General features: G+C 61.2%; 25 protein-coding genes and 1 CRISPR repeat array. Of the genes, 15 read left to right on the forward strand and 10 right to left on the reverse strand.

The features are described 5' to 3' along the window. Positions 1-48: 48 nt before the first annotated feature. Complete coding sequence (locus Thiofri_RS11790; RefSeq protein ID WP_009151666.1) at positions 49-372, reverse strand: helix-turn-helix domain-containing protein; 324 nt, start codon at positions 370-372, stop codon at positions 49-51. A gap of 13 nt (positions 373-385) precedes the next feature. Further along, on the reverse strand, positions 386-724 hold the full coding sequence (locus Thiofri_RS11795; RefSeq protein ID WP_407702933.1) for a type II toxin-antitoxin system RelE/ParE family toxin: 339 nt from the start codon (positions 722-724) through the stop codon (positions 386-388). Positions 725-841: 117 nt separating this feature from the next. On the opposite strand from Thiofri_RS11795, the gene casA reads away from it, so the two are divergent. The 10 genes from casA to Thiofri_RS11845 all read left to right on the forward strand — a co-directional run bounded on the left by casA (position 842) and on the right by Thiofri_RS11845 (position 12,300). After that, positions 842-2,461 carry a type I-E CRISPR-associated protein Cse1/CasA gene (gene casA, locus Thiofri_RS11800; protein ID WP_009151664.1) on the forward strand — a complete coding sequence of 540 codons (1,620 nt, stop codon included), beginning with the start codon at positions 842-844 and terminating at the stop codon, positions 2,459-2,461. A gap of 81 nt (positions 2,462-2,542) precedes the next feature. Further along, positions 2,543-3,157, forward strand: coding sequence for a type I-E CRISPR-associated protein Cse2/CasB (gene casB / locus Thiofri_RS11805; RefSeq protein ID WP_009151663.1), 615 nt, complete (start codon positions 2,543-2,545; stop codon positions 3,155-3,157). 2 nt (positions 3,158-3,159) lie between these two features. Then, positions 3,160-4,200 carry a type I-E CRISPR-associated protein Cas7/Cse4/CasC gene (cas7e, locus tag Thiofri_RS11810; RefSeq protein ID WP_009151662.1) on the forward strand — a complete coding sequence of 347 codons (1,041 nt, stop codon included), beginning with the start codon at positions 3,160-3,162 and terminating at the stop codon, positions 4,198-4,200. A 4-nt stretch (positions 4,201-4,204) separates the two neighbouring features. Continuing rightward, the gene (cas5e, locus tag Thiofri_RS11815; RefSeq protein ID WP_009151661.1) at positions 4,205-4,969 is read left to right on the forward strand and encodes a type I-E CRISPR-associated protein Cas5/CasD; all 765 of its coding nucleotides are present in this window, start codon (positions 4,205-4,207) and stop codon (positions 4,967-4,969) included. Further along, positions 4,957-5,646: a type I-E CRISPR-associated protein Cas6/Cse3/CasE gene (cas6e, locus tag Thiofri_RS11820; protein WP_009151660.1), complete on the forward strand. Its 690-nt coding sequence runs from the start codon at positions 4,957-4,959 to the stop codon at positions 5,644-5,646. Before cas5e ends, cas6e begins: the two co-directional genes overlap by 13 nt. A gap of 42 nt (positions 5,647-5,688) precedes the next feature. After that, the gene (gene cas1e, locus Thiofri_RS11825; protein WP_009151659.1) at positions 5,689-6,600 is read left to right on the forward strand and encodes a type I-E CRISPR-associated endonuclease Cas1e; all 912 of its coding nucleotides are present in this window, start codon (positions 5,689-5,691) and stop codon (positions 6,598-6,600) included. Next, positions 6,581-6,913 (forward strand): type I-E CRISPR-associated endoribonuclease Cas2e, encoded by a 333-nt coding sequence (cas2e, locus tag Thiofri_RS11830; protein WP_009151658.1) that lies wholly within the window; start codon positions 6,581-6,583, stop codon positions 6,911-6,913. The genes cas1e and cas2e overlap by 20 nt, the downstream gene beginning before the upstream one ends. Positions 6,914-7,004: 91 nt before the next feature. Continuing rightward, positions 7,005-10,023: direct repeats of the CRISPR family, unit length 29 nt; unit sequence CTGTTCCCCGCGCCAGCGGGGATGAACCG. A gap of 196 nt (positions 10,024-10,219) precedes the next feature. Beyond that, on the forward strand, positions 10,220-10,693 hold the full coding sequence (locus tag Thiofri_RS11835; protein WP_143742114.1) for a hypothetical protein: 474 nt from the start codon (positions 10,220-10,222) through the stop codon (positions 10,691-10,693). Between the two features lie 53 nt (positions 10,694-10,746). Further along, positions 10,747-11,298, forward strand: a complete 552-nt coding sequence (locus Thiofri_RS11840; RefSeq protein WP_223296887.1) for a protein disulfide oxidoreductase — start codon at positions 10,747-10,749, stop codon at positions 11,296-11,298. A 33-nt stretch (positions 11,299-11,331) separates the two neighbouring features. Continuing rightward, a complete protein-coding gene (locus Thiofri_RS11845) occupies positions 11,332-12,300 on the forward strand; it encodes a type II secretion system F family protein (protein WP_009151656.1) in 969 nt (322 codons plus the stop codon). 15 nt (positions 12,301-12,315) lie between these two features. Here Thiofri_RS11845 and Thiofri_RS11850 read toward each other — a convergent pair whose 3' ends face one another. The 6 genes from Thiofri_RS11850 to Thiofri_RS11875 form a co-directional block, all read right to left on the reverse strand. Further along, complete coding sequence (locus tag Thiofri_RS11850; RefSeq protein ID WP_009151655.1) at positions 12,316-12,930, reverse strand: histidine phosphatase family protein; 615 nt, start codon at positions 12,928-12,930, stop codon at positions 12,316-12,318. 20 nt (positions 12,931-12,950) lie between these two features. After that, positions 12,951-13,799, reverse strand: coding sequence for a succinate dehydrogenase iron-sulfur subunit (gene sdhB / locus Thiofri_RS11855; RefSeq protein WP_009151654.1), 849 nt, complete (start codon positions 13,797-13,799; stop codon positions 12,951-12,953). A gap of 82 nt (positions 13,800-13,881) precedes the next feature. After that, positions 13,882-15,768 (reverse strand): succinate dehydrogenase (quinone) flavoprotein subunit, encoded by a 1,887-nt coding sequence (sdhA, locus tag Thiofri_RS11860; protein WP_009151653.1) that lies wholly within the window; start codon positions 15,766-15,768, stop codon positions 13,882-13,884. Next, positions 15,765-16,394: a succinate dehydrogenase gene (locus Thiofri_RS11865; RefSeq protein WP_009151652.1), complete on the reverse strand. Its 630-nt coding sequence runs from the start codon at positions 16,392-16,394 to the stop codon at positions 15,765-15,767. Before Thiofri_RS11865 ends, sdhA begins: the two co-directional genes overlap by 4 nt. A 138-nt stretch (positions 16,395-16,532) precedes the next feature. Next, positions 16,533-17,171 carry an MBL fold metallo-hydrolase gene (locus Thiofri_RS11870; protein ID WP_009151651.1) on the reverse strand — a complete coding sequence of 213 codons (639 nt, stop codon included), beginning with the start codon at positions 17,169-17,171 and terminating at the stop codon, positions 16,533-16,535. An 8-nt stretch (positions 17,172-17,179) separates the two neighbouring features. Next, positions 17,180-17,737 (reverse strand): RDD family protein, encoded by a 558-nt coding sequence (locus Thiofri_RS11875; protein ID WP_190275888.1) that lies wholly within the window; start codon positions 17,735-17,737, stop codon positions 17,180-17,182. Between the two features lie 339 nt (positions 17,738-18,076). On the opposite strand from Thiofri_RS11875, the gene Thiofri_RS11880 reads away from it, so the two are divergent. The 5 genes from Thiofri_RS11880 to Thiofri_RS11900 all read left to right on the forward strand — a co-directional run bounded on the left by Thiofri_RS11880 (position 18,077) and on the right by Thiofri_RS11900 (position 24,645). Further along, entirely contained in the window at positions 18,077-20,626 is a 2,550-nt protein-coding gene (locus Thiofri_RS11880; protein ID WP_051024050.1) for a PAS domain-containing sensor histidine kinase, read from the forward strand. Positions 20,627-20,752: 126 nt separating this feature from the next. After that, positions 20,753-22,009 carry a serine hydroxymethyltransferase gene (gene glyA, locus Thiofri_RS11885; protein ID WP_009151648.1) on the forward strand — a complete coding sequence of 419 codons (1,257 nt, stop codon included), beginning with the start codon at positions 20,753-20,755 and terminating at the stop codon, positions 22,007-22,009. A gap of 62 nt (positions 22,010-22,071) precedes the next feature. Further along, positions 22,072-22,581, forward strand: coding sequence for a transcriptional regulator NrdR (nrdR, locus tag Thiofri_RS11890; protein ID WP_009151647.1), 510 nt, complete (start codon positions 22,072-22,074; stop codon positions 22,579-22,581). Further along, entirely contained in the window at positions 22,578-23,783 is a 1,206-nt protein-coding gene (gene ribD / locus Thiofri_RS11895) for a bifunctional diaminohydroxyphosphoribosylaminopyrimidine deaminase/5-amino-6-(5-phosphoribosylamino)uracil reductase RibD (RefSeq protein WP_009151646.1), read from the forward strand. Before nrdR ends, ribD begins: the two co-directional genes overlap by 4 nt. Next, a complete protein-coding gene (locus tag Thiofri_RS11900; protein ID WP_009151645.1) occupies positions 23,776-24,645 on the forward strand; it encodes a class II glutamine amidotransferase in 870 nt (289 codons plus the stop codon). Before ribD ends, Thiofri_RS11900 begins: the two co-directional genes overlap by 8 nt. 4 nt (positions 24,646-24,649) lie before the next feature. Here the strand turns inward: Thiofri_RS11900 and Thiofri_RS11905 are convergent, their stop codons facing one another. Both Thiofri_RS11905 and Thiofri_RS11910 read right to left on the reverse strand, forming a co-directional pair. Then, positions 24,650-24,946 (reverse strand): TusE/DsrC/DsvC family sulfur relay protein, encoded by a 297-nt coding sequence (locus Thiofri_RS11905; protein WP_009151644.1) that lies wholly within the window; start codon positions 24,944-24,946, stop codon positions 24,650-24,652. 260 nt (positions 24,947-25,206) lie between these two features. Continuing rightward, on the reverse strand, positions 25,207-25,539 hold the full coding sequence (locus tag Thiofri_RS11910) for a hypothetical protein (protein ID WP_009151643.1): 333 nt from the start codon (positions 25,537-25,539) through the stop codon (positions 25,207-25,209). Positions 25,540-25,610: the final 71 nt, after the last annotated feature.

The following is a 25,610-nucleotide window of genomic DNA, read 5'->3' on the forward strand; positions in this document are numbered from 1 at the left end:
GGGACGGACGGAAGCCTTCTGTGCCGCCGCTGATGGAGAAGCTGTCGTTTACAGTAGGGTTTCGAGACCTTTGCGTTCGAGCAGGTCAAGCAGCTTTTGAGCGGAGCCGTTCGGATGTTGGTTATCCGCCTCCCAACGGCGCACGGTCGCAGGACTGGTGTTCAACAATGAGGCGAGTACCGTCTGGCTTAGCTGATAACGATCACGCAGCAAACGTATTTTGTCGCCATCAAAGTCGGAAACAGGCGTTAGGCATAAGGCGTTGTATTGCTGCATTTCTGTGTCAGAAATCAGGCTTAGGCGATGCAAATCCCCAGCGGTTTCATGAATGGCATCAAGAAGCGGAGTCTTACCCCTGGCTGTTCTGGTCATGACAAATTCCCCGTCAAGTATCCAGTGCAATCTCTATTAAGGAACCGTCTCGAATGGCAATTTCTAGCGTATCGGCATCCCATCGCAGCATATCCCGCGCCAGCATTCGCAGTGCGGCGAGTTCTTGGGGCGCAATGTTCCCGCGCGCGCTTTTCTCAAAACCAAAGATGAAAATCCACAATCCGCATTTATTCGTGGCCAGCAGCGTTCTAAATCCACCGCGTTTACCTTGGTTTGGCAAACCGACGCGTTTCTTGACCACGCCTCCACCAAGGTCCGCGTCGATCAAACCTTGCTGCATTTCCCCAATTGCCAGCCGAAGTGCTGAGTCAGTCAGGGGTGTCTTACGCATCCAACGGTCAAAATGGCGAGTTTTTAGCCATCGATTCATGGTGCATGAGTATAACCGAGTGGCCACCATCATTGACATGCTTGAAGATGATGCGGCAGCGACCGGGAGGTACGAATTGTGCTGAATCTTGCGCTCGATGAATGGATACCCGCCCGCCGAGCTGCCAATAACGTGTGCACGGAGCTGGCGCCCTGGCAGATCACCATGGACATCGACGACGATCCCTTTGTAACCCTCGATGCGCCGCGAGCGGACTTCAACGCCGCTCTGATGCAGTTCCTGATCGGGCTCTTGCAAACCACCTTTGCGCCACGGGATGCCGATCAGTGGTTCGAGCGCATGGAATTGCCACCGACGCCAGAGGAACTTCAGGCTGCATTCCGCCCATTCGCACATGCGTTTGAGCTTGGTGGTCAGGACGCGCGCTTTATGCAGGACCAAGACGCCTTGGCTGACCGCGAACCCTTGCCGATCAGCGCCTTGTTGATCGACATGGCCGGCAGTGAAACCCATTTCGTCAAAGGGCTGGCGCATCAGGGATTCAGCCCAGCCATGGCGGCCATGGCGCTATACACCTTGCAAACTAACGCCCCGTCTGGCGGCGTTGGTCATCGCACCTCGGTTCGCGGTGGCGGGCCGCTCACAACGCTGGTGCTAGCGACCCGAGATAACGATGACCGTCAGCCAACGCTTTGGCAAACGCTCTGGCTCAATGTGCTGGATGAAGAAACGCTGGGCTACAGCGCAACGCCAGCGGATGCCGAGCGCATCTTTCCTTGGTTGGTTGCGACTCGCACGAGCGAGAAAGGTGGTCGGGACACATCTCCCGAGAAGGCTCACCCGTTGCAGGTGTTTTGGGGTATGCCAAGGCGGATTCGGCTCGACCTGGAAAACATTGGGGAGAGCAGCGCAGAATGCGTCTGTGCACTTAGTGGTCAGCCAAGTGCCAATATCGTCAGTGCTTATCGCACAAAGAACTACGGCACCAACTACATCGGAGCTTGGCAACACCCGTTGAGTCCATACAGCTACGACGGCAAGGAGCTGCTGTGTATGCATCCGCGCGGCAGCATCAATTACCGCCACTGGCTCGGTCTGGTGCAATCATCCAAAGACAGCAAGACCGAAAGACTCCCGGCACTGGTGGTCCAGCGCTTCACCGACGGCGCTTACCGGCTCGAGCGCGAGGGCTGGCGCTTTCGCCTCTGGGCCTGCGGTTACGACATGGACAACATGAAGCCACGTTGCTGGTTCGAGTCCACACTTCCGCTTTTTCCGATCCAGGACAGGAACACCAGGGAGATGGTCGAAAGCGCGGCAGAGCGGATGATTGAAGCTGCGGGCCATTTTCTTGGCAATTTGCGTGGTGCCATCAAGGATGCCTGGTTCGCCGCCAATGATCCGAGGCGCAAGTCCGCCAGGCTGGATCACGTCAGCGACGCCTTCTGGCAGGAAACCGAGTCGGCATTCTATGACGGTCTTGGTGCGGTGGCTGGCGCCGCAGATACGCAAGCAAAGCGATTTGAGCAATTCCAGAACTGGCATCGGTATCTGCAGGTTTATACCCAGAATGCGTTCGACCTCTGGGTCGATTACAACCAGATCACCGACCAATCCCATCCGCGTCGCATTGCCGAAGCCCGGCGCAATCTGCGGCGTTTCAACTACAAAAAGAAAATCAAGGATTTGCTTGAGATTAGCGACAAGCGTGGCAGCGCGCAACAGGAAGCGGCCTGAGCGAATCGGGCATGAACACAAAGGCTATCGCTTAATGGCAAAGCCCTCTAAGTGGCTCAAACATTCGCCAAGGAGAACAACATGGGAGAGTCCCTGAAAGACCAAAACCCGGCCAAAGTGGTTGATGAGGTGCTCGACTGGTGGCGTCAACTAGTGGCCCCGCCTGAGACAGGCCAACCCAGTCGTCGCGGCGAGTTGGCGGAGTTGCGCCGGGCCAAGAACCTGGAGGAAGTGCTGTTCGTGCCGGCCTATCACCGGTTGTTTTATCGCGTCAGCGCGCAGGGTTGGGCGCACGGTCCCAGTGTCGCGGCCATTGCTGGATTGCTCGCACACGTCAAGGGCGATACGGCAATGGCCGGGCAAATACCATCAGACGCAACCGCGCAAGAAGAGCAGCGCCAATCGAAAGCGCCTGACACCGTTGCGGCCCTCTTGGCGGCTCCTGTCAAACCCGGTTTGGGGCCGCGAGTCAGCGAATCGCGTTTCCAGCGACTGGTCGCGATTCGCGAGCTGCCAGTGCTTTATCCCAACCTGCTGCGCATCATTCATTTGGCGGGAGATCGGGTGCCGGTGCGCGACCTGATTCAAAGCGTGCGGTACTGGAATGACCGCCAGCGGCGGGACTGGACTTTTCGTTATTACACGGCCTTGCTGGGAAATGAAGGCAAGGCGCCGGCACAGACACAAGGAGCCTGATCATGACGCGCTTTATCCAACTGCATCTGTTAACGTCCTACCCGCCCGCCAATCTGAACCGCGACGACCTGGGGCGGCCAAAGACCGCCGTGATGGGTGGCGACAAACGCCTACGGGTTTCCTCCCAGAGCCTGAAGCGCGCCTGGCGCACATCGGATGTCTTTGCGTCCGCGCTGAGCGGGCATCTTGGAACCCGCACCAAGGAGCAGGGCCGGCGCGTCAGGGAGCAATTGCTGGCCGGTGGTCTGTCCGACAAGCAAGCGACGGACTGGGCGACTTTGATTGCCAAACAGTTTGGTAAGCCCAAATCCGGCTCGGTCGAGATCGAGCAATTGGCGCATTTCAGCCCCGAGGAACAATCCGCTATTGATGCCCTAGTGCAAACATTGATCGAACGCAAGAGCGCGCCCACCGAAGACGAATTGAAACTGCTACGCCACCAGCACAGTGCAGCCGACATCGCGCTGTTTGGGCGCATGCTTGCAGCGGCACCCAGCTACAACACCGAGGCGGCTGCTCAGGTCGCGCACGCGATATCTGTGCATAAGGTGGCTGTCGAGGACGATTTTTTCACTGCCGTCGATGACTTGAACGAGGGCATCGAGGATGTCGGCGCCGGCCACATGGGTGAGACAGAATTCGCCGCCGGGCTCTTCTATCTCTATCTGTGCATCGACCGTGAATTGCTTGGCACCAATCTTGGCGGTGACCAGGCACTGAGGGACAAGGCGCTCGCTGCTCTTGCCGAGGCAGCGGCGACGGTCGCGCCTACTGGCAAACAAAACAGCTTCGGCTCCCGTGCGCGGGCCTCTTATCTGCTGGCAGAAAAGGGCGACCAACAGCCGCGCTCACTGTCGGTGGCGTTTCTGAAATCCGTGCGCGGCTCCGGTGAGGGCATGTTGCCCGAGGCGATTGGAGCACTGACGGAGACGCTTGAGAAAATGGATCAGGTCTACGGCCCTTGTGCTGATGATCGCAGCGTTATGGACGCATTGGCGGGCACGGGCTCGCTGGCGGACATTCAGTCCTTCATCGCGAGCTAAGGCCATGAACAGATTTTTGCTGTTCCGGCTGCATGGAGCGCTCGCCGCTTGGGGTGACATTGCTGTCGGCGAGCAACGACCGAGCACTCCCCACCCATCAAAATCCATCGTGCTCGGGCTTGTCGCTGCGGCGCTCGGCCTGAAACGCGAGGACGACGACGCCCATGCGGCGCTGCGCGATGGCTATGGTTTCGCGGTGCGCGTCGACTCCGCCGGCACGCCATTGCGCGACTACCACACGACCCAATACCCCAAGACAACCAGCCGGCTACATCACTTGCGCACCCGTCGCGACGAGTTGGCGGATTCGGGTAATCGCGCCACGGTCCTTTCCACCCGTGACTACCGCAGCGACAGTCTCTATGTGGTTGGCCTGTATCAGCGTGGTCTGGACAATGTGCCCGAGCCAGACACCCTGGCCGATGCGTTGCGTCGGCCAAAGTTCACCCTTTATCTCGGGCGCCGTTCCTGTCCGGCCGCACTGCCCTTGGCTCCGCGCGTCATCGAAGCGGCCGATTTCAAGGCGGCGCTGGCTGACTATGACGAAGCCGCACGCCATGACGGCCAGCAAGCTTTTCTGGAGGATGCGCGCGTCGCACGCCTGAGCAGCGGTTGCGAATACTATTGGGAGGACGGTCTGCCGGTCGGGCTCGAGTCGCTGCAATCGACACCGCGCCACGATCAACCTCAGTCGCGCGCGCGTCGTCAATTCGCGGCACGCACCGAGCATTACGCCAATCAGGGAGGGAAGGAGGCATGGGCTACCTGAGCAAGATTGAGCTCAAGCAGGGATTAGACATCAGGACGCTCGCCAATGCCATTCCGAAGAATGCGTACGCCGAGCATCAGGCGATCTGGCGCCTAGTGGGGAGCGGAGAGCCGAAGGCGCGCCAATTTCTCTACCGGCGCGAGCAAGCTGGTCACTGGCCCCTGTTCTATTTGCTATCTGAAATCGAACCTGAACCAATCGAGGGTCCCTGGGATGTGCACACCAAACCCTTTTCCCCCAAAGTGTCAGGTGGCCAGCGGCTAGGTTTCGTACTGCGCGCCAATCCGGTGGTTACGACCAGCGGCAGCGGCAAACCAGAAGACAAGCGGCGCGTTCGGCATGATGTCATCATGCACGCCAAACGTCAGGAACAGATCCGAGAGCCTGATCCAGCACGGCGCATGAATCAGCATGAACTCGTCCAACAGGTCGGGCCAATTTGGCTGAAAGACCGCGCCGACCAGGCAGGGTTTGCGCTGGAAGCCCTCCATGTGGACGGCTATCGCCAGCACCGTCTGAGCAAGCGCGGGCAGGGCAGGCCGATCCAATTCAGCACCTTGGACTACCAGGGGATACTGCGGGTCACGGATACCGAACGCTTTCTCCAAAGCCTGCAAACCGGAATTGGCCATGCCAAGGCTTTCGGCTGCGGCTTGTTGTTGATTCGTCGCGTTTAGAATCGAGGCGAATTGGTATCGCTGCTAAGCGCTAAGCATCACATGCTTCCACCCCTCAAGCCCATCGCAATGAAAGAGCGTATCTCGCTGATATTTATTGAATACGGCGAAATTGATGTGCTCGACGGTGCCTTTGTCGTCATCGACAAAAACGGCGTGCGCACGCATATTCCGGTGGGCAGTGTCGCCTGCATTATGCTCGAACCCGGCACCCGCGTCTCGCATCGGGCCGCTGCCCTGGCCGCGCGCGTTGGCACTCTGCTGGTCTGGGTTGGCGAGGCCGGTGTGCGACTCTATGCTTCCGGTCAGCCGGGCGGGGCGCGTTCGGATCGGCTGCTCTATCAAGCCAAACTGGCCTTGGATGACCAAGCGCGTCTAAAAGTGGTCCGAAAAATGTACGAGCTGCGCTTTGGCGAAGCGCCGCCGGAAAAACGCAGCATTGAGCAACTGCGGGGCATCGAAGGCGCGCGGGTCAAGAAGACTTATGAGCTGATGGCCAAACGCTATGGCGTTACTTGGCGTGGCCGGCGTTATGATCCCACCGCCTGGGATAACAGCGACGTGCCAAATCTCTGCCTTTCCGCTGCCACAGCCTGTTTGTACGGTATCACCGAGGCAGCCGTGCTTGCCGCCGGTTACGCGCCCGCAGTGGGCTTTATTCACAGCGGCAAGCCGCTGTCGTTTGTCTACGATATTGCCGACATTGTCAAATTCGAGACCGTGGTGCCGGCGGCCTTTCGGATTGCCGCCGAGGCGCCGGAAAACCCCGAACGCCGGGTGCGCCTTGCTTGCAGAAATGTATTTCGCTCCTCCCATCTGCTGGCGAAACTGATCCCGATGATGGAAGAGGTCCTTGCCGCTGGCGGGCTCGATCCGCCAAAGACACCAAAAGAAGCGGTGCCGCCAGCGATTCCAGTTGAACAGGGTTATGGCGATGCTGGTCATCGCCACTGAGAATGTTCCACCACGCTTGCGCGGACGCTTGGCCGTCTGGTTGCTGGAGATTCGCGCCGGGGTTTACATTGGCGACCCATCAAAAAGGCTGCGGGAATTCATCTGGCAGCAGTTGCTAGAAGGTGTCGAGCAGGGCAATGCCGTGATGGCATGGAGCACCAATACTGAATCAGGTTACGATTTCGCCACCATCGGCGAAAATCGGCGAGTGCCAGTCGATTTCGATGGCTTGCGGCTGGTGAGCTTTCTTCCTCTGGAAAAGACTGCCGAGACGCCCGGTTCCCGGGACGGTAGGAGTGATGTAGGTCCTTAACAATCCGGAAGTTACTGATTTTTCGTGGGTCACGTTTGGTATATTTTTTCTTCAGCTTTTCTTCCTTCTAACTCAGCGGGTTAAAGGAAGTCTGTTCCCCGCGCCAGCGGGGATGAACCGATGGTCATTTCAGCCCCCGATCAGCGGAACACCTGTTCCCCGCGCCAGCGGGGATGAACCGCCCAATGTGATAGTGCGGGTGCCAGCCATGCCCTGTTCCCCGCGCCAGCGGGGATGAACCGACATCATCGAACAATTCTTTCAGCCACTGCGACTGTTCCCCGCGCCAGCGGGGATGAACCGTGTATGATTTGGCTCGGAGCGGCCTGAATATTCTGTTCCCCGCGCCAGCGGGGATGAACCGTTGTGCCAGCCGGACAATTGGCGTTCCCGTCCCTGTTCCCCGCGCCAGCGGGGATGAACCGTCGCCGGACGCTTCCAGGTAGCGCGCATCATCCTGTTCCCCGCGCCAGCGGGGATGAACCGACATTGACCCAGCTCGGTTTCGGAGATGAGCCCTGTTCCCCGCGCCAGCGGGGATGAACCGCAACCATCGGCCCCCGGTACGGACGTACCCTCCTGTTCCCCGCGCCAGCGGGGATGAACCGCCTCGAGCTGGTTCTGTCTCCGGTGTGGTTCTCTGTTCCCCGCGCCAGCGGGGATGAACCGGAATACTTGACAGCTGAACTAACGCTGCGCGACTGTTCCCCGCGCCAGCGGGGATGAACCGTTGGTTTAGTTGATCGACCTCACGAGGATTACCTGTTCCCCGCGCCAGCGGGGATGAACCGGCGATCGCCTCCTCGGCAGTCAAGTCGCCGGGCTGTTCCCCGCGCCAGCGGGGATGAACCGAAGCTTTTGTGTGTTCACGGTGATAAATTTGACTGTTCCCCGCGCCAGCGGGGATGAACCGCTGGAGCGTCTGCCACAAATCTCGACCGCGACCTGTTCCCCGCGCCAGCGGGGATGAACCGTTACGCGCGTAGAAACCCGCGCCGCTCTTGAGCTGTTCCCCGCGCCAGCGGGGATGAACCGGTGCGAGCATTGAATGGGGCTTCTTCGGCAGCCTGTTCCCCGCGCCAGCGGGGATGAACCGTTTTGGCATTTTCTTTCAGCCGTCTCGAAAGCCTGTTCCCCGCGCCAGCGGGGATGAACCGGTCGCGCGCTCGCTCAGCTCCGGGTCAGCAATCTGTTCCCCGCGCCAGCGGGGATGAACCGTCTTCAAAAAACTCGGCGACCTGGGCGGTCTCCTGTTCCCCGCGCCAGCGGGGATGAACCGCGAAACCCTTTAGACGCCCGAGGTTTGCCGTGCCTGTTCCCCGCGCCAGCGGGGATGAACCGCTGCTGGGCAGTCCAGGATGGTGCAAAGGACGCTGTTCCCCGCGCCAGCGGGGATGAACCTTTTTTAGACTCGCCGCTAGAAGAAACGCATACCTGTTCCCCGCGCCAGCGGGGATGAACCGTGGACCGAATAGCTGACTCGCTTAACGAAATCCTGTTCCCCGCGCCAGCGGGGATGAACCGTATCTCGACAGCGGCGTCGTCGTCTTCAAACCCTGTTCCCCGCGCCAGCGGGGATGAACCGCCGCCGCGCACAGCGTCAATGAAGCCGCTGCCCTGTTCCCCGCGCCAGCGGGGATGAACCGGTGGTCTGCATTCTGTTATAGCTCCAATAGGGCTGTTCCCCGCGCCAGCGGGGATGAACCGCTCTGGGCGCGGGCGTCGAACCCCGTTCAACCCTGTTCCCCGCGCCAGCGGGGATGAACCGACGCGGGGCAGCATCGCTAACTGACTGATTATCTGTTCCCCGCGCCAGCGGGGATGAACCGGTGCGAACGCGATCTTGTGTGAGGTGACCGCCCTGTTCCCCGCGCCAGCGGGGATGAACCGCTGTCACGCGCAATGTCGAAGTGCCAATTAACCTGTTCCCCGCGCCAGCGGGGATGAACCGGTGTAAATGCTACACACAACAAAATACTTTTGCTGTTCCCCGCGCCAGCGGGGATGAACCGGCGGACAACACAGGCTCAAAAACGAGCGCTGGCTGTTCCCCGCGCCAGCGGGGATGAACCGCCACGTATCAGCTCACGGTGAGGATTCGGCACCTGTTCCCCGCGCCAGCGGGGATGAACCGGCAGCCGCATGACCGAGGCAAGGGCAACGTACCTGTTCCCCGCGCCAGCGGGGATGAACCGTCTACCGCTCCACAGACTCAGGCCAGACATGGCTGTTCCCCGCGCCAGCGGGGATGAACCGTGTGTCGCATCTGCCGGGGCGGTCTATAACGCCTGTTCCCCGCGCCAGCGGGGATGAACCGTCCGATCCAGAGCCTGTGGCGGTTAAACCAACCTGTTCCCCGCGCCAGCGGGGATGAACCGTATTTGCTTTAGCCCTCGCACGCTATCTTCGCCTGTTCCCCGCGCCAGCGGGGATGAACCTTGGTCGGCCTCATCTGATCGAGGAATACCGATCTGTTCCCCGCGCCAGCGGGGATGAACCGGCCTCGCGCTCGTGACCAGCGGCTACGCGACCCTGTTCCCCGCGCCAGCGGGGATGAACCGCTGTCCCAGTGCTCCCGGAGCGTTGGCACGACCTGTTCCCCGCGCCAGCGGGGATGAACCGCATACTGGTCTTTAAACTCAACCATGACCAACCTGTTCCCCGCGCCAGCGGGGATGAACCGACTTTCGGCACCGAGCACGGCATCGACCAACGCTGTTCCCCGCGCCAGCGGGGATGAACCGCAAAGCCTTCTTGTTTCAGCGCACGGCGCGCCCTGTTCCCCGCGCCAGCGGGGATGAACCGACGGAAACCCAGTCTCCGCCGATGTCTATTTACTGTTCCCCGCGCCAGCGGGGATGAACCGCTATCGGCGTCGTTGCGCTCACGGCGGGTTTTCTGTTCCCCCCGCCAGCGGGGATGAACCGACCCGACCTCTCTCCTAGTCGGAGCGGGGTACCTGTTCCCCGCGCCAGCGGGGATGAACCGGCTGGTCAACATTTCAGACCTTGCCGCGTGGACTGTTCCCCGCGCCAGCGGGGATGAACCGTATTGGCGCGCTTCCTTACCCTTGGCGTTGCGCTGTTCCCCGCGCCAGCGGAGATGAACCGTGGTAAGAATCTCTGAGCCGGGACATGAAGGACTGTTCCCCGGGTTACACCGCGCAGTTTCAACTTGGTCGCGAAGCACAAATAGAGCCATTGTCCGCACCGGGAAGAAGTCTGGCGGTTAGCGCCTTGTGTCATCGCCGATCTGAAAATCTAAGCCTCTAGCCGACGTGAACATGTTGAGAAGATTTTCTTCTTCGTGTTCTTCCCCCTCTTTTTTTCATTTTCTATCTTCTCCGCTCTGTGCTTGTTCTGCGTCTTCTTCGCCGGTGCTGATGTTTGCCCAACTGCTATTTTATGTGCGCGATGCGCGCTCGGCGGCTTCGCGGTGCACAGCCGCGCCTTCGACGGTCTCAAGGGTGATTTTCCGATTGGTTTTCTGGTGTGGAATACGGCAAAAGCGGAGCCACTTAAGAAAATCCAGACCATGGCGCTCGACAAGACAGGTATGCTGATCAGTGAAAAGGCATTTGCGCCCGAGCAGGACCAAGCGCCGCTCTCAAAGTGGATCGAGCGCCCGCGTTCCAACCAGCAAGACGCCCTGCCGCTCAAGAATGCCCTAACGCCCACAACAATTACCAAGGATGTGCGTGGCAAGAAATGGGCGGATGGCGCACTCGGTAGCATGATCTGCTTCGGGAACGACATGCAGCATGCAGCCACCGGGACTTGACAGCTGAACTGTCCCCGGCGGTGCGTTTGGATACTTCCAGTTCGGCGGAGTGAATGATGGTGGGTGCGGATAGGAATACCGAGAAAGGGCGAAAATCTCCGCGTTGGCGACGCTGGGCGGTCGATTTGGTTGTTGTGATTGCAGTGTTGGGCTTGGTGCAGTGGTGGCAGGCACGGCCGTTGGCGACTGGGATAGCGCCGCCGTTGGTGGGTATGGAGATTGTTGGCGGTGATCGCCTGGATATTGCTGACCTGCGTGGAAAGCCGGTGCTGGTGCATTTCTGGGGGACCTGGTGCCCGGTATGCCGACTGATGGACGGCACCATTGCCCGCATTGCGGAGGATCATGCCGTGGTCAGTGTTGCCATGAGCTCGGGCAGCGCGGCTGAGGTGCGTGCTTATCTGGATGAGGGCGGCCATGTCTTTCCGGTGGTGCTGGATCCGGATGGCCAACTGGCTAGCCGCTGGGGTGTCGTGGGCGTGCCGGCGAGCTTTATCATTGATGCCGATGGGCGGATTCGGTTTGCGACCCGGGGTGCGCGTTCCGGCCCCGGATTGCGCCTGCGGATTTGGCTGGCGGGCTTTTCAGCCGGGGAGGGCGTTTGATTATGGCGGCGGGTTTTCGGGAGCATTGTTGTGATGATGGACCACCGCTGGCTGGCTGATTTGTTCTCGCGTCTGGCCGCGTTGGAGCATGCCGGGATTGCGCCGCAGCAGGCGTTCTCGAGCCTGGCTCAGGGCGAAACGGCGCGCGCGAAGACCCCGCTTGAGACTGCCGCGCGTTGGTGCGGGCGTGGGGTGAGTGTCGCCAAGAGTGCCGCGCGTGCCGGTCTGGTCAATCAACTTGACGCCCGGGTGCTGGAGGCGGCAGAGATTTCTGGCCGGCTTGAGACGGCCTATCGCGATCTGGCCGCGCGCCATGCGGCTGCCGATTCGCGCCGCCGGCGTCTGCGCGGCAAGCTGCTGTTGCCTGGGTTTATTCTGATGCTGGCGGCTTTCGTCAAACCCTTCCCGGCCTTTTTTGTTGGCGAGTTGAGCCTGGGCGGCTATTTGCGCGCGTCCCTCGGTCTGCTGATCAGCATTTTTGGCGGGGTCTGGCTGCTGGTGGTGCTGATCCGGCGTTTGCGCGAGACGAATCTGGGCCAGTCCATCGGCCAGTGGCTGCTGTCCTGGCCCTTGCTGGGACAACTGCTGATCCGCCGCCAGCGCACGCTGTATCTGGAAGCGCTGGCCATGTTGTTCGAGTCCGGCGTCCCTCTGGTCGATGCGCTCGGGACAGCCGCGCTGAGTGTGCCGCCGGGGAGGCTGCAAGAGGCTTTTCGGCAACTGCATGCGCAGGTGGAGGGGGGCGCGACCCTGGAGCAGGCCTTTGCGGTTTGCCCTTGCATCACGCAGTACAGCAGGCTGCTGGTGCGTTCGGCAGAGGTGTCCGGAACGCTCGGCGATGCCCTTGGGCGGATCGCGCGCGCGGAGCGCGAGGAGCTTGAGTCCTTTGAGAACGAACTGGCGACCTGGTTGCCGCGTATTGCTTATCTGCTGGTGGCCGGTTGGATGGCGGCGGGTATTCTGGCCGGCGGTGCGCTCACGGCCATGCCGGCAGATCTTTAGACGCTAGTAGCCGGGTTAATCTATCGGCAAGTCGCCCAGTCGGCGGGTGTTGACGCACTGGATGCCGGCGCCGAAGCGATCATGGCGTACCCGGCACAAGCCGGCAAAGTCGATACGGATGCGATACCAATGGCGCGGCTCAGCCTTAAGCAGGTGACCAAGAATGCCACGCATAACGCCGGCATGGGCAGAGATGAGAAGATGGCGGCCTTGGTGCTGGTCGACCAAGCGATCATAAACATGGCCAACGCGGGCAACCAGTGCCTCCAGCGTCTCGCCGCCGGGCGGACGATGCGCGGCTGGATCGCGAAAAAAATTGATGAACGCCTTGGGCTCGGAAATGGCGATTTCCCGATGCCGGCGGCCTTCCCAGCGGCCCATGCTGATCTCGTGTAGCTGGGGTTCGATGACCAAGGGCAGTTGGTGACGGCAGGCGAGTTCGGAGGCGAATTCGCGGCAACGCGCGAGCGGGGAGGAGACGATCTGATCCCAGGGCGCGGCATCGCCGACGGCCTCGCGCATTTGCTGCCAGCCAAGCGGGCTGAGCGGATGATCGGCCTCGGCGCCGCGAATCATGGTCCCACCGCGCGGTTCGCCGTGGCGAATCAAATCAATCAAGGTGTCACGCATTGGTTTGGCCGCAGCAGGCTTCAGCCACCGAACAGGTCCTTGAGTGCCTGAAGGGTGGTGGCTCGCCCAAGCTCCCCGATGGCGGTGGTGAGCGGAATGTCTTTGGGGCACACGCGTACGCAGTTCTGGGCATTGCCGCAGTCACTTAAACCGCCCTGGCCCATGATGTGGTGCAGGCGCTCGCTGCGGTCGAATCTGCCTGTGGGCTGGGCGTTCATCAGGCGCACCTGGGCCAGAGCTGCTGGACCGACAAAGTCCTGGCCCTCGTCGTACTGAGGGCAGGCGGCCAGGCAGCAGCCGCAGCTCATGCAGCGGCTGTAGAGGTAATCCTCGGCCCACTGCTGTGGGGAGACGCGCAGGCCGGGCTCTTTGAGTGGCCAGGGGCCGTCGATGCGCACCCATGCCTGGACGTGCTTCAGGTGCTCGAACATCCGGGTGCGATCAACGAGCAGATCGCGCACCAGCGGGAATTTGGGCAGGGGCTCGAGCACAATGGGCTGTTTGAGTTCTTCGATCAGCGCCGAGCAGGACGGGCGTGGCTGGCCATTGATCATCATGGCGCAGGCGCCGCAGACTTCTTCCATGCAGTTGTGGTCGAAGACGACTGGATCGACTCGCTCGCCATCGCTGGTGACGGGGTTTTCGCGCAGGCGACGCAGCGCGGCGACCACGTTGTCACGCGCGGAGCAGGGTAGTTCAAAGTGTTGCCAATAGGGATCGGAGAAAGGATCGTCCTGGCGGCGGATTTTGAACTCCACCGTCTCGGTGCGGCCGACATCCTCTGTCAAGGGGTCGAAGATGTCATTATTGCCAGCGGGCGAAAAGGGGGATTCCACCATATCCTCGGTCGCGCCATCTGGCGCAGCCATTGATTCAGATGATGGAGTTTCAGGCGCGTCTGGACTGGACATGAGCGATGGCTGGATCGGTGAGGCTGAAAATTGCCGGCGCCTAGCGATAATCGCGCGGTTGTTCGGGCGCGATCAGACTGGTGTCGACTGGCTCGTAACCGATACGGGGGCCATCGGGATGGTAGTCCGCGATGGTGGTCTTGAGCCACTTCTGGTTGTTGTCTTTCCAACGCTGGCGAAAGGCCTCGAACTCCTTGTCGCCCGCTTGGTCGTGCTCGGGCGCCGAGTCCTCGAACGCCGGCTTGTGGTGAGCACCGCGGCATTCGTCGCGGGCATGGGCGCTGGCAGTCACCACCTGAGCCAGCTTGACCATATCAAATACCTGACGCGCATAGGTCAGCGTCTGGTTGGCCCAAGGATTGGCCTCGCCGAGTTTGAGTCGGGCGAAGGCCTGCTCGAGTTCAACCAGCTCGGCGAAGGTCTCGTTCAGCTTGGTGTTGTCGCGCACCACGCCGACGGAATCCGTCATCATGCTGCCCAAACGCCGATGAAGATCATAGGGGTTCTCTTCGCCATCGGCATGGATGAAATGGTGATTGATCTGGTTCTGGTAGCGAATTTCGGCGTCGAAAGCCGCCGGTGGATCGCGCTCGACTGATTGTTCCAGCCCGCCAACATAGGCAGCAACTGCCTCGCCTGCAACCCGCCCGGAGAAGGCGGCAGAGAGCAATGAATTGGCACCGAGCCGATTGGCGCCATGATAGGCATAATCGCACTCGCCGCAGGCGTAGAGGCCGGGAATACTGGTGGCATGATTGCGCGGACTTTTGGCGCGCAGCCCACCGGTATTTGGATCTTTCTCAAAGTCTACCCAGAGCCCGCCCATGGAATAGTGCGCGGCGGGGAAGATCATCATGGGCGTGCTGAGCGGATCGACCCCGGCGAATTTGCGATAGATGGACAGAATGGCACCTAAGCGGGTTTCGACCTGCTGAGGGTCGAGATGGGTGAGGTCGAGATAGACCTGGTCTTGTCCGGCCACGCCCAGGCCCATTTCCCGCGTTACCTTCCAGATGGCGCGCGAGGCGAGATCGCGCGGCACTGTGTTGCCAAAGCTTGGATACCATTCCTCAAGAAAATAGAAGCGCTCGGCTTCCGGGATGGACAGCGGGTCGCGGCGATCAAGTGCATGGCGCGGCACCCAGACGCGGCCACCCTCGCCACGGGCGGCCTCGCTCATCAGCCGGGTTTTGTCGTCGCCAATCATGGCGGTGGGATGAAACTGAAAGAACTCGGCATTGGCAAAACGCGCGCCCTGCTGGAACACCCGGCTGGCGGCAGCGCCGGTGGAATTGGTGGAGCAGGTGGTCTTGGGACTGTAGATCTGCCCGAAACCGCCGGTGGCCAGCACCACGGCATCAGCGCGAAAGGCGCGTACCTCGAGGCTGCGCAGATTCATGGCAACAATGCCGCGGCAGCGTCCGTTTGGGTCCTTCACAATCGCCAGGAACTCCCACCACTCGAATTTTTCGATCTGCTTTTCGGTTTCTAGCCGCCTGACTTGTTGATCCAGGCTGTAGAGCAGCTGCTGGCCAGTACTGGCCCCGGCAAAGCAGGTGCGGCGGTTCTTGACGCCGCCGAACAGGCGTTGATCGAGGGTGCCCTCGGGCGTGCGCGAGAAGGCCACGCCCATGCGCTCGAAGGTGCGGATCAGGTCCGGGGCTTCCTCGCACAGGGACTTGACCGGCGGCTGATTGGCCAGATAACTGCCGCCCTTAATGGTGTCGAAAATGTGTTGTTCGATGCTGTCGCCTTCGCCTTTGGCGTCGAGCGCCGCATTGATCCCGCCCTGAGCGCAGACCGAATGCGAACGCATCACCTCAAACAGCGAGAAAAGTTGCACCTGATGGCCAGCTGCGGCAATGCGCAGGCTAGCCAGCAGTCCGCCAAGCCCGCCGCCGACCACAATGACAGAACGCGCATTCATTTGAGAAACCCTATCAGGCCATGGGTGCCGAGCGCGCCAAGCAGCAGCCCGAAGCCGAGACAAAACCAGCCAAAGCGCCGCTGGGCAGTGGCGCTCGTTGTCAGCCCCCAGCTGATGGCTGCGGTGGCCAGGCCATTGGCTAGGTGAAAGACCGACAACCAGAGCCCGAGCAGATAGAGCGCGAAAGTAACCGGCTGCGCCAGCGACTGCTGCATGTAGCTGAACAGGTCGGCATCGATTTGCGGGTCGAACAGGCTAGCAAAACGGGTCAGCCCCAGATGGAGCGCCAGAAAGGCGACAATGGCAATGCCCGACATGCGCTGCAGCCAGTAAAGCCAGTTGCGCGCATAGCGGTAGCGCAGCGGCTCGGCACTGCCGCTGCCGATAATGACTAGCCCGTAGCCGGCATGCAGCAGCAGCGGCAGGGCAATGACAACCAGCTCGATGATCAGCAGGTAATTGAGCTGCTGGATGCTAGCGACCTGGGCATTGTAGTGCTCGGACCCGAAGCGGGACTGGGAGTTCTCCCACAGATGAAACACCAGAAAGGCGCCGAGTGGGATCAGCCCCAGGGCTGAATGGAACCGTCGTAGCAGAAAATGACTATCTTGGATGGATGCGCGCATGATGCTTGTGGACGCGAGACGTTTTCAAAAGGATAAGCCTTCTGCAACTGGATGCCAATGCGCAGGCTCAAGCCCGGCAAGATTGCCTGTGCGAGTCGATAACGGATCGATCACAAGGGGTCTGGAATTCATGCAGGCTTAGTGCGCTGACGCCAGAAAGGGGTTATCGCGCCGCTCGGCGCCCAGGGATGACATGGGACCGTGACCGGGAATGAAACGCACATGATCGCCCAGCGGTAGCAGCACCTCTCGGATTGAGCGCAAGAGTTGCTCATGATTGCCACGCGGCAGATCGGTGCGACCAATGGCACCACGAAAGAGCACATCGCCCACCTGCGCGAGGGAACCGGAACTGTCGAAGTACACCAGATGCCCGGGCGAATGGCCGGGGCAATGCAGCACCTTCAGGCATTCCTCGCCAAACCGAATGCTCTCGCCAGCCTCCAGCCAGGCGTCGGGCGTGAACGCCTGATGTGGCGGAAAACCAAACATCTGCGCCTGTTGTGGCAGAGCTTCAAGCAGGAAGGCATCGTCGCGATGCGGGCCGAGGATAGGCAATTCCAGCGCTCGAGCAAGCTCGGGTGCTGCTCCGACATGGTCGAGATGCCCATGTGTGAGCAGCAGTCGCTTGGGTTTGGCGCCTAGCCGCTTGAGGGTAGCGATAATCCGCTCAGGCTCCCCGCCCGGGTCGACAATCACCGCCTCGCGCGTTTGTTCGCACAGCAGCAGGGTGCAATTTTGCTGAAAATCGGTGACGGGGATAAGCTCGACTAGCATGCTCAGCCTCAACGCTTTTTTGGCTTGGCCAGGATCACCAGGCGGGTTCCTGAGAGCCGGTCGTGCCAGCCCAAGTGGCCGCGATCAAATAAAGCCCACCAGAGCCCAAGTCCGGCTGGAGCCATGCACAGCAGTGTGAGGCCGAGCCGGCGGAACGCATCGCCCCAGCTGAGGGGCTGGCCATCCAGGCGCACTAGCTGTAGGCGCCATGCGCGCATGCCAAGACTTTGCCGACCGCTCGACCAGAAGTAAAGATAGTAGAGCACACAAACGCCGAGCAGGTAGGCTTGGAATAAGATCCGGGGCAATCCCTGAGTGAGATCGCCATCAAACAGCCCCTGATAGGCCAGGGTGGCCAGCGCAGTGGCCATGACAAGGACACCGGCGACCAGCATGAGATCATAAATGGCGCTGAGGATACGCCGCATGATGCTGGGCGCGCGTGCTTGCTCGAGACGCGCGGAATCGAGCAGTGGCGCATGCGCGGGCTGCGCTTGGATCGGGGCGCGGGCCGTGCTTGGCGTCGGGGCTGGAATCGGGGCTGGCGATTGGTCTGAAAGTGGCATGCGCGCTATTGTCCGGAAATTCGCCGCCGCCGTCATCTCAAAGAGCCCAATTTGCTTCACATTTTTCGCTGTATACCGAAACTCTTTGAGATTTCGGCTCGTTCTGGGTCGGGTGACGGCCACGGGGACGCCGTGAATACTTCCCTGTAGGCTTCCCGGCGGCGTCCTGCCGCCGAGACCCCGTGGCCGTCACCCGACCCAAAACAGAACATTAGTTTGCGCTTGGTATAACAAATGCATTTTCGGTGATCCTGTCATTCCCACAAGGGCTTTTTGCCAGTGAAATTTCGACTCACAAAACTCAAACACTGGATGTTTCGCATCCTGCGACGGCTGCCGATGCCAGTGATCGCCATCCTGATCGGCCTGGCGGCAGGATTCGCCGTCTGGGGCGTGCTGGATCAAATCCAGAGTCGCGCGGTGCAGAAAATCTTCGGTGAGGAATTACAGGCAAGGCTTGATCTGCGCTCGCGCGAGAGCCTGCTGCGGTTCAACCAGTATTTGAGCAACTACGCCGCCACCACCAGGCTGCTGGCAAACCACCGGCGCCTGGCACAGTATCTGGAACCCCTGTTCTGGTTTCCGGAAGAAGAGGTCGACCCCGTCATCTACGCAGGCTTTCGCCCTCTGTGGTTGCCGGATTTTTTTGGGCGCAACGCGCTCTTGGCGCCAAGCCATGTCGCGCTGGTCGATACCCGCGGACAGTTACGGGAGATCTACCAGGCAGGCGACGAGCCCTTGCCGGCTGAACTGCTGAACGACACCCAGCAGTGGCTGAACGATGACGAGGAGGTGCGCCCACTGCTGATCCGCTTGGAGGATCAGCCCTATCTTCTGGTCAGCGACCGGGTGGAAGACGCCGGGGGCTACACCATGGGGCGCCTCATGGTGCTGGTGCCGATCAACGCGGATTTTCTGGCGGCATCCAATGGTGCCGTGCCTTCAGATCGCTCCGTGGTAGCGCTGGTCGATTCCGACGCGCAACGCATCCTGGCCAGCGATGAACCCCGGCGATTGGTGCCGGGAACTCTGGTGGATGACTGGACGGACCGCTTTCTGATTACCCGCCAGTCGCTTCCTGTTTACGAGGGCTCCAATTGGAACATGCTGTTTGCCACCTTTGTTCCGCAACGCAGCATCAACCGCATGTCGCGCCATACCGTGCATTTTGAGCGGCGCCAGCGCCTGTTGGCGGCCTTGGTTTTTGTCAGCGTCTTCACCCTGGTCATCTACCTGGTCTCGTTGCGACTGAATAAAGTCCTGGTGCGCATGTCGTCTTTTTCGCAGCGAGCGCTGGGCATCGAGCATCCGTCATTCAGTCGCGGCGGCAACCAGTTGCTCTTGCTTGAGGAGTGGATTCAGCAGTTCACTCAACTGGTGCTGCATGCGCGCGAGGAAATGCGCCGCAAGCACGAGAGCGAAATGCGCGAAACCGAGGCGCTCAAGGCGGCCATCATGGAGGCATCGCTCGATGCCATCGTCACTCTGAATCGCGACGGCAAGATGATCGACTACAACCCCACGGCGGAACAGATGCTCGGTTTCGGGCCCGCCCAGGCGCTTGGCGAGTCCTTTGCTGATCATTTCGTCGCCCCGAGCGTTTCAGAGCAGTTTCAGAACATGCTGAGCGAATCCGCCGGGCATCGGCTCGGCAAGCATCAGACCCATGTGCGCGGCGAACTGCGCGCCCGGCGTGGCGACGGTCTGGTGTTCCCGATTGAGCTTTCGATCGTGCCGATCGATCTTGACGATCAGCGCTTTTACACCCTGTATATTCATGACATCACCAAGCGTAAGCAGGCGGAGCGCGAGATTAAAAGCCTGGCACGTTTCGCCAGCGAGAGCCCCAACCCCATACTTCGTGTGAATGAACAAGGGCAGATTGTCTATGCCAACGCGGCCAGCGAACCGCTCATCGCCTGCTGGGAGACCACGGCGCAGGGGCAGCTGCCGTCGCCCTGGTGCGATACCCTGACCGAGGCGATGCAGGAGGGCCAGCCCCAGGAACGCGAGGATGATTTTGGCAGTCACATTTTCTCCCTGCTTTTTGTGCCCATTCAGGACCTTGGCTATGTCAATGTCTATGTGCGCGATATCACCGCCGTGCGTCGTGCCGAGCAGGAGTCGCGCCAGCACCAGGCCGAACTGGTGCATGTGTGCCGCCTGAGCACCATGGGCGAGGTAGCCACCGGCATGGCGCATGAGCTAAACCAGCCGCTGGCGGCCATTGTGAACTACGCCAAAGGCGCCAGTCGGCGGCTACAGGGCGGCATCGGCGAGACCGATGCTCTGGTGTCCGCCATGAGCCAGATTTCGAGCCAGGCCGAACGGGCCGGCGAGATTATTCGCCGCCTGCGCGCGCTAGTGGGCAAACAGCCGCCCATTCGCTCGCGCGCCGATCTTAACCATCTGGTGCGCGAGGTCTGCGGCTTTGTTGAGTTCGAGACCGAACGCCTGGCAGTGAGCATTGCGCTTGACTTGACCGAAGGCGAGATTCCGGTCGATGTCGATCTGGTGCAGATTGAGCAGGTGCTGCTGAATCTGGTGCGCAATGCGCTCGATGCCCTGGCCGAACAGTCGCCAGAGGACCGTCGCCTGAGTATTGCCACCCGTGCCGCCGATGGTACCGCTTTGGTCAGCGTCGCCGATAGTGGGCCTGGAATCGCTCCCTCACGCATGGTGCGCTTGTTTGATCCCTTTTTCACCACCAAGGAAACCGGCATGGGCATGGGGCTGCCAATCAGCCAGACCATTCTCGACAACCACGACGGGCGTATCTGGGCCGATTCCAGCCCAGGGCAGGGCGCATGCTTTTTCATCAGCTTGCCGGTTTTGGACGTGAAGGAGGCAGAGACTGGCGATTTGTTGCCATCGCCACCTGGCGCTTGAAGGGCCCATTTGCCATCTGCGGCTATCCCGTCGTGGGGCTGGCCATGACGGTCGCGGCCGAAATCGCTAAACTGCCCGCATGAGTGAACTCATTCCAGCATTCCATTTCGCCATTTAGGAGCGTGCATGTTCGATACTACAATGCAGATTCAGGGCTACGACGATGAACTTTTCCAGGCGCTGCGCGACGAGGAGCGCCGCCAGGAGGAGCACGTCGAGCTGATCGCATCGGAAAACTACACCAGTCCTCGGGTGCTCGAGGCCCAGGGCTCGGTGCTGACCAACAAGTACGCCGAGGGCTATCCGGGCAAGCGTTACTACGGCGGCTGCGACTATGTCGATGTGGCCGAGCGTCTGGCCATTGATCGCGCCAAGGCCCTGTTCGGCGCCGACTACGCCAATGTGCAGCCGCATTCCGGCTCTCAGGCCAATGCTGCCGTCTACATGGCATTGTGCCAGCCGGGCGATACAGTGCTCGGCATGAGTCTGGCCCATGGTGGCCATCTGACCCACGGTGCCAAGCCAAACTTCTCCGGCAAGCTCTACAATGCGGTGCAATACGGGCTCAACCCGGACACCGGCGAGATCGACTACGATCAGGTCGCCGCCCTGGCGCGCGATCATCGCCCGAAGATGATCGTTGCCGGCTTCTCGGCTTACTCTCGAGTGGTCGACTGGCAGCGCTTCCGCGACATTGCCGATGAGGTTGGTGCCTATCTGCTGGTGGACATGGCCCATGTCGCCGGCCTGGTTGCCGCAGGCGTTTATCCGAGTCCGGTCGCCATCGCCGATGTCACCACTACAACCACCCACAAGACGCTGCGTGGTCCGCGTGGCGGTCTGATTTTGGCCAAGTCCAATCCTGAGATCGAAAAAAAGCTCAATTCCCTGGTTTTCCCCGGCACCCAGGGTGGGCCGTTGATGCATGTCATCGCGGCCAAGGCGGTCGCTTTCAAAGAGGCCATGGAGCCCGAGTTCAAGACCTATCAGCAGCAAGTGATGACCAATGCCCGCGCCATGGCGGGAGTTTTCATCGAGCGCGGCTTCGAGGTGGTCTCCGGCGGCACGGACGATCATCTCTTCCTGGTCAGCTTCATCGCCCAGGGCCTGACTGGCAAGGATGTCGATGCCTGGCTGGGTGCGGCCAATATCACCGTCAACAAAAATGCGGTGCCGAACGACCCCCAGTCGCCCTTTGTGACCAGCGGCATTCGCATCGGCACGCCGGCCATTACCACGCGCGGCTTTGGCGAGCCCGAAGCACGCGAGCTGGCCAGCTGGATGTGCGATCTCATCGACAGTCGCGGCGATGCCGGCACCATCGAGAAGGTCAAGGCGCAGGTGCTCGCACTCTGCCAGCGTTTCCCGGTTTACTCTCGTTGACTCCGGTAGCGGATCGTCCAATCCTCCCGACCCGGCGCGAGTCCGGCGCCTGAGGTCGGCCCATGCGCTGCCCCTTCTGTGGTGCCGAAGACACCAAGGTGGTGGACTCGCGCCTCTATGGCGATGGCGATCAGGTGCGCCGGCGCCGCCGCTGCATTGTTTGCAGCGAGCGTTTCACCACCTATGAAAAGCCCGAGCTGGAACTGCCGCGGGTGATTAAACGCGATGGTTCGCGGGTGCCTTTCGATGGGCGTAAGCTGCGTTCCGGGCTGATGCGGGCGGTCGAGAAACGCCCGGTCAGCGCCGATGAGGTCGAAGCGGTGATCGCGCGCATCAGTCGTCGGCTCCAGGCCACGGGCGCGAGTGAAGTGCAGTCGCGCGACGTTGGCGAATTCCTGATGGACGAGCTGCGCGGGCTCGATCAGGTGGCCTACGTGCGCTTTGCCTCGGTGTATCGCAAGTTCGAGGATGTCGAGGCCTTTCGCGAGGAGATCGAGCGCCTGGAGCGCCAGCCCTCGCCCGAGGTCAAGCGCGCCCAGCTTGACCTGCTGAGCGCGCTGGAGTCGAAATGAGCCGCGCCGACGCGGCTGAGGACGCAGATGCGCGTTTCATGGCCCGGGCACTGCGCTTGGCCGAACGCGGGCTCTATAGCACCGACCCCAATCCCAGAGTCGGCTGCGTGCTGGTGCGCGCGGGCGAGATCATCGCCGACGCATGGCACCAGCGTACCGGCGAGCCCCACGCCGAGCCGCTGGCACTGCGCCAAGCCGGCGAGCAGGCGCGCGGCGCCACAGCCTATGTCACCCTCGAACCCTGCTGTCATCAGGGGCGCACGCCCCCGTGCACTGAGGCGCTGATCAATGCCGGGGTGGCGCGGGTAGTCGCTGCCATGCAAGACCCCAATCCACGCGTGGCCGGCCAGGGGCTCGAGCAGCTGCGCGCGGCCGGCATCGCTGTCGAGGCGGGTCTGATGCAAACCGAGGCCGAGGCGCTCAACCCGGGCTTTATCCGCCGCATGCGCACGGGCCTGCCCTGGGTGCGGTGCAAACTGGCCATGAGCCTGGACGGGCGTACCGCCATGGCCAGCGGTGAGAGCCGCTGGATCACCTCGGATGCCGCGCGCGCCGATGTGCAACGCCTGCGCGCGCGCTCATCGGCCATCCTCACCGGCATTGGCACTGTTTTGTCCGATGATCCCTCGCTCAATGTGCGCATCGATCCCCAGACCGGGCAAGCGCCTGCAGCCAGATCAGCAGTGCGTCAGCCGCTGCGGGTGGTGCTCGACACTCAGTTGCGCCTGCCTGAGGACGCGCGCCTGCTCGGATTGCCTGGGCGTACCCTGGTGATGACCGCCGTCACGCCCGAGCATCGGCAATGGAACCTGCTTGAAGCCGCCGGCGCCGAAGTGCTGACGTCAATTCCATCCGGCAGCGGACAAATCGACCTCGGCTGGGCGCTGCGGGAACTCGGGCGGCGCGACTGCAATGAGGTACTGATCGAAGCGGGCCCGCAACTGGCCGGTGCGGCCCTGCGCGGCGGCTGGATCGATGAACTCTGGGTCTACCTGGCCACGCACCTGATGGGCGATGCGGCGCGCGGGCTCTTTCACCTGCCGGGACTTGAGCGCATGGAGCAGCGCGTCGGCCTGGAGCTGCTGGAGGTGCGTCAGATTGGCGATGACCTGCGTTTGCGTTTTCGACCGCAGGAAGGTGCAGGCACAAACCGGCCAGTGCCCAGTGTGAAACGGGGTGCGGGGAAGGGCGCCCATGTGTGAACTCTTTGCCATGTCCAGCCGAGTGCCGGCGACGCTTGGACTGTCGCTCGGGCGCCTGGCGCGCCACGGCGGTGCCGAGGGGCCCCACAAAGACGGCTGGGGGCTGGCTTGCTACGAGCAACGCGACTGCCTGCTGCTGCGCGAACCACGTCCGGCATGCGAAAGCCTGCTACTGCGCTTTGCAGATGTGCAGGGCGTGCGCACCTGCATGGCCGTCTCGCACCTGCGCCAGGCCACCTTCGGCGCCCGCTCATTGCAAAACACCCAGCCATTCGTGCGCGAACTGGGCGGTCGCAGTCATGTGTTTGCGCACAATGGCGATTTCCCGCAACTGCTGGAGCAGCCCGCGCCGAGCAACACACGCTTCCGCCCTATCGGCGATTCCGACTCCGAGCGCGCATTCTGTATGCTGATGGAGCACCTGGCCCCGCTGTGGGAAGACCGCGACGAGCCACCACCGCTGGAGCAGAGGCTGGCCGTGATTGCCGACTTTAGCCGCGAAATGCGCAAGCTCGGCCCCGCCAACTTCATCTACGCCGATGCCGACGCGCTCTTCATCCACGCCCACCGCCGCACCCAGCCTGACGGCGCCATGCGCCCGCCGGGGCTCTACCTGCTGCAACGCTCCTGCTGGGAATCGGCGCCCGAACTCAAGGATGCCGGCGTACGCCTGCAAACCGTGCGCCAGGACGTGGCACTGATCGCCAGCGTACCGCTCACCGATGAGCTCTGGGAACCGCTCGGCGAGGGCGACCTGATCGCCCTGCGCGCTGGCCGCTGCTACGACATCGAAGGCCGCTGGAGCACACCCGAGGACGTCAGTAGCCGCGCGCCCTCGCAGCCGAGGCCGGCGGCAGGGTAGGGCATCAAACGCAGCCGGTCGGCTTCGGCAGACCGCCCCACTTGCAGATCAGCTTCATCGGGCCTTTCTTGAAGATGTTGTACAGCTCTTTGGTCGAGACGCTTTGCTTCTTGGCAAAGATGCGAATCGGCGGCACCACGCCATCGTTCTCGTACATCGCCCGCGCCTCGCGGATGAAGCCCATCACCTGATCGTTCATCTCAAAATCATCTGTGGTGGCAAGCTCTTGCGCCACTTCCTCGCTCCAATCGTCACGATTGACCAAAAATCCCTCATTATCAAGGGCAACGCTGATAGTCATGAGAAAGCTCCTGAACATTTTTCACTGAGAAATCCAAGCCTCGCGCGAACCCCGCTGCGCCTTTTTCGATCAACGCGCAAAGCCGAGTCGGCGACACCAAGAGACAGTGGAGGCAGAGCCGGCGCATATCCAGCCCTGACTCCCAAGCGCCACGCGGAACTCGGCGCGCTTTCTTTGGCTGGCTTGATTTGCTCGGCGTACAGTGCTTTCGGTGCATCACGCGGCAGGACAGCAGAGACAACCGTAGCTTCTTGAATCGATCAGGGATTGTTAGGCGCCGGTCTGATAAGTTTTATTTCCTCTGCAGCGATGCCAGCCTGCCATGTTCTATCAGGCATTTCGATCGTGTAAGCGATGCTTCCGTCAAACGCGATATCAATCGCAACGATTATGCCGCTCCCGGAACCATTGTACTTGGATGCAAAGGTCACCTGATCGTTGAACTTGTAGGGTATTTCAACTGACAGTCGGTACCCCTCCTGTGCCTTTTCAATCAGCATGTTATTGTTCCTGCTGTGCGGTGATGCATTTGTGACAGAGGTGAAGGCCACGCCTAGCGCGACCAGTCCGGCAATAGTTTCGCTAACGCGCATCAGAATTCCCCGGTTACTAAGTCCTACCATTGTGAGATAACTTTAGGCCATTTTTTCAGCGGATAAAAATC

Source organism: Thiorhodovibrio frisius (assembly GCF_033954835.1).
In the GTDB taxonomy this organism is placed as follows: domain Bacteria; phylum Pseudomonadota; class Gammaproteobacteria; order Chromatiales; family Chromatiaceae; genus Thiorhodovibrio; species Thiorhodovibrio frisius.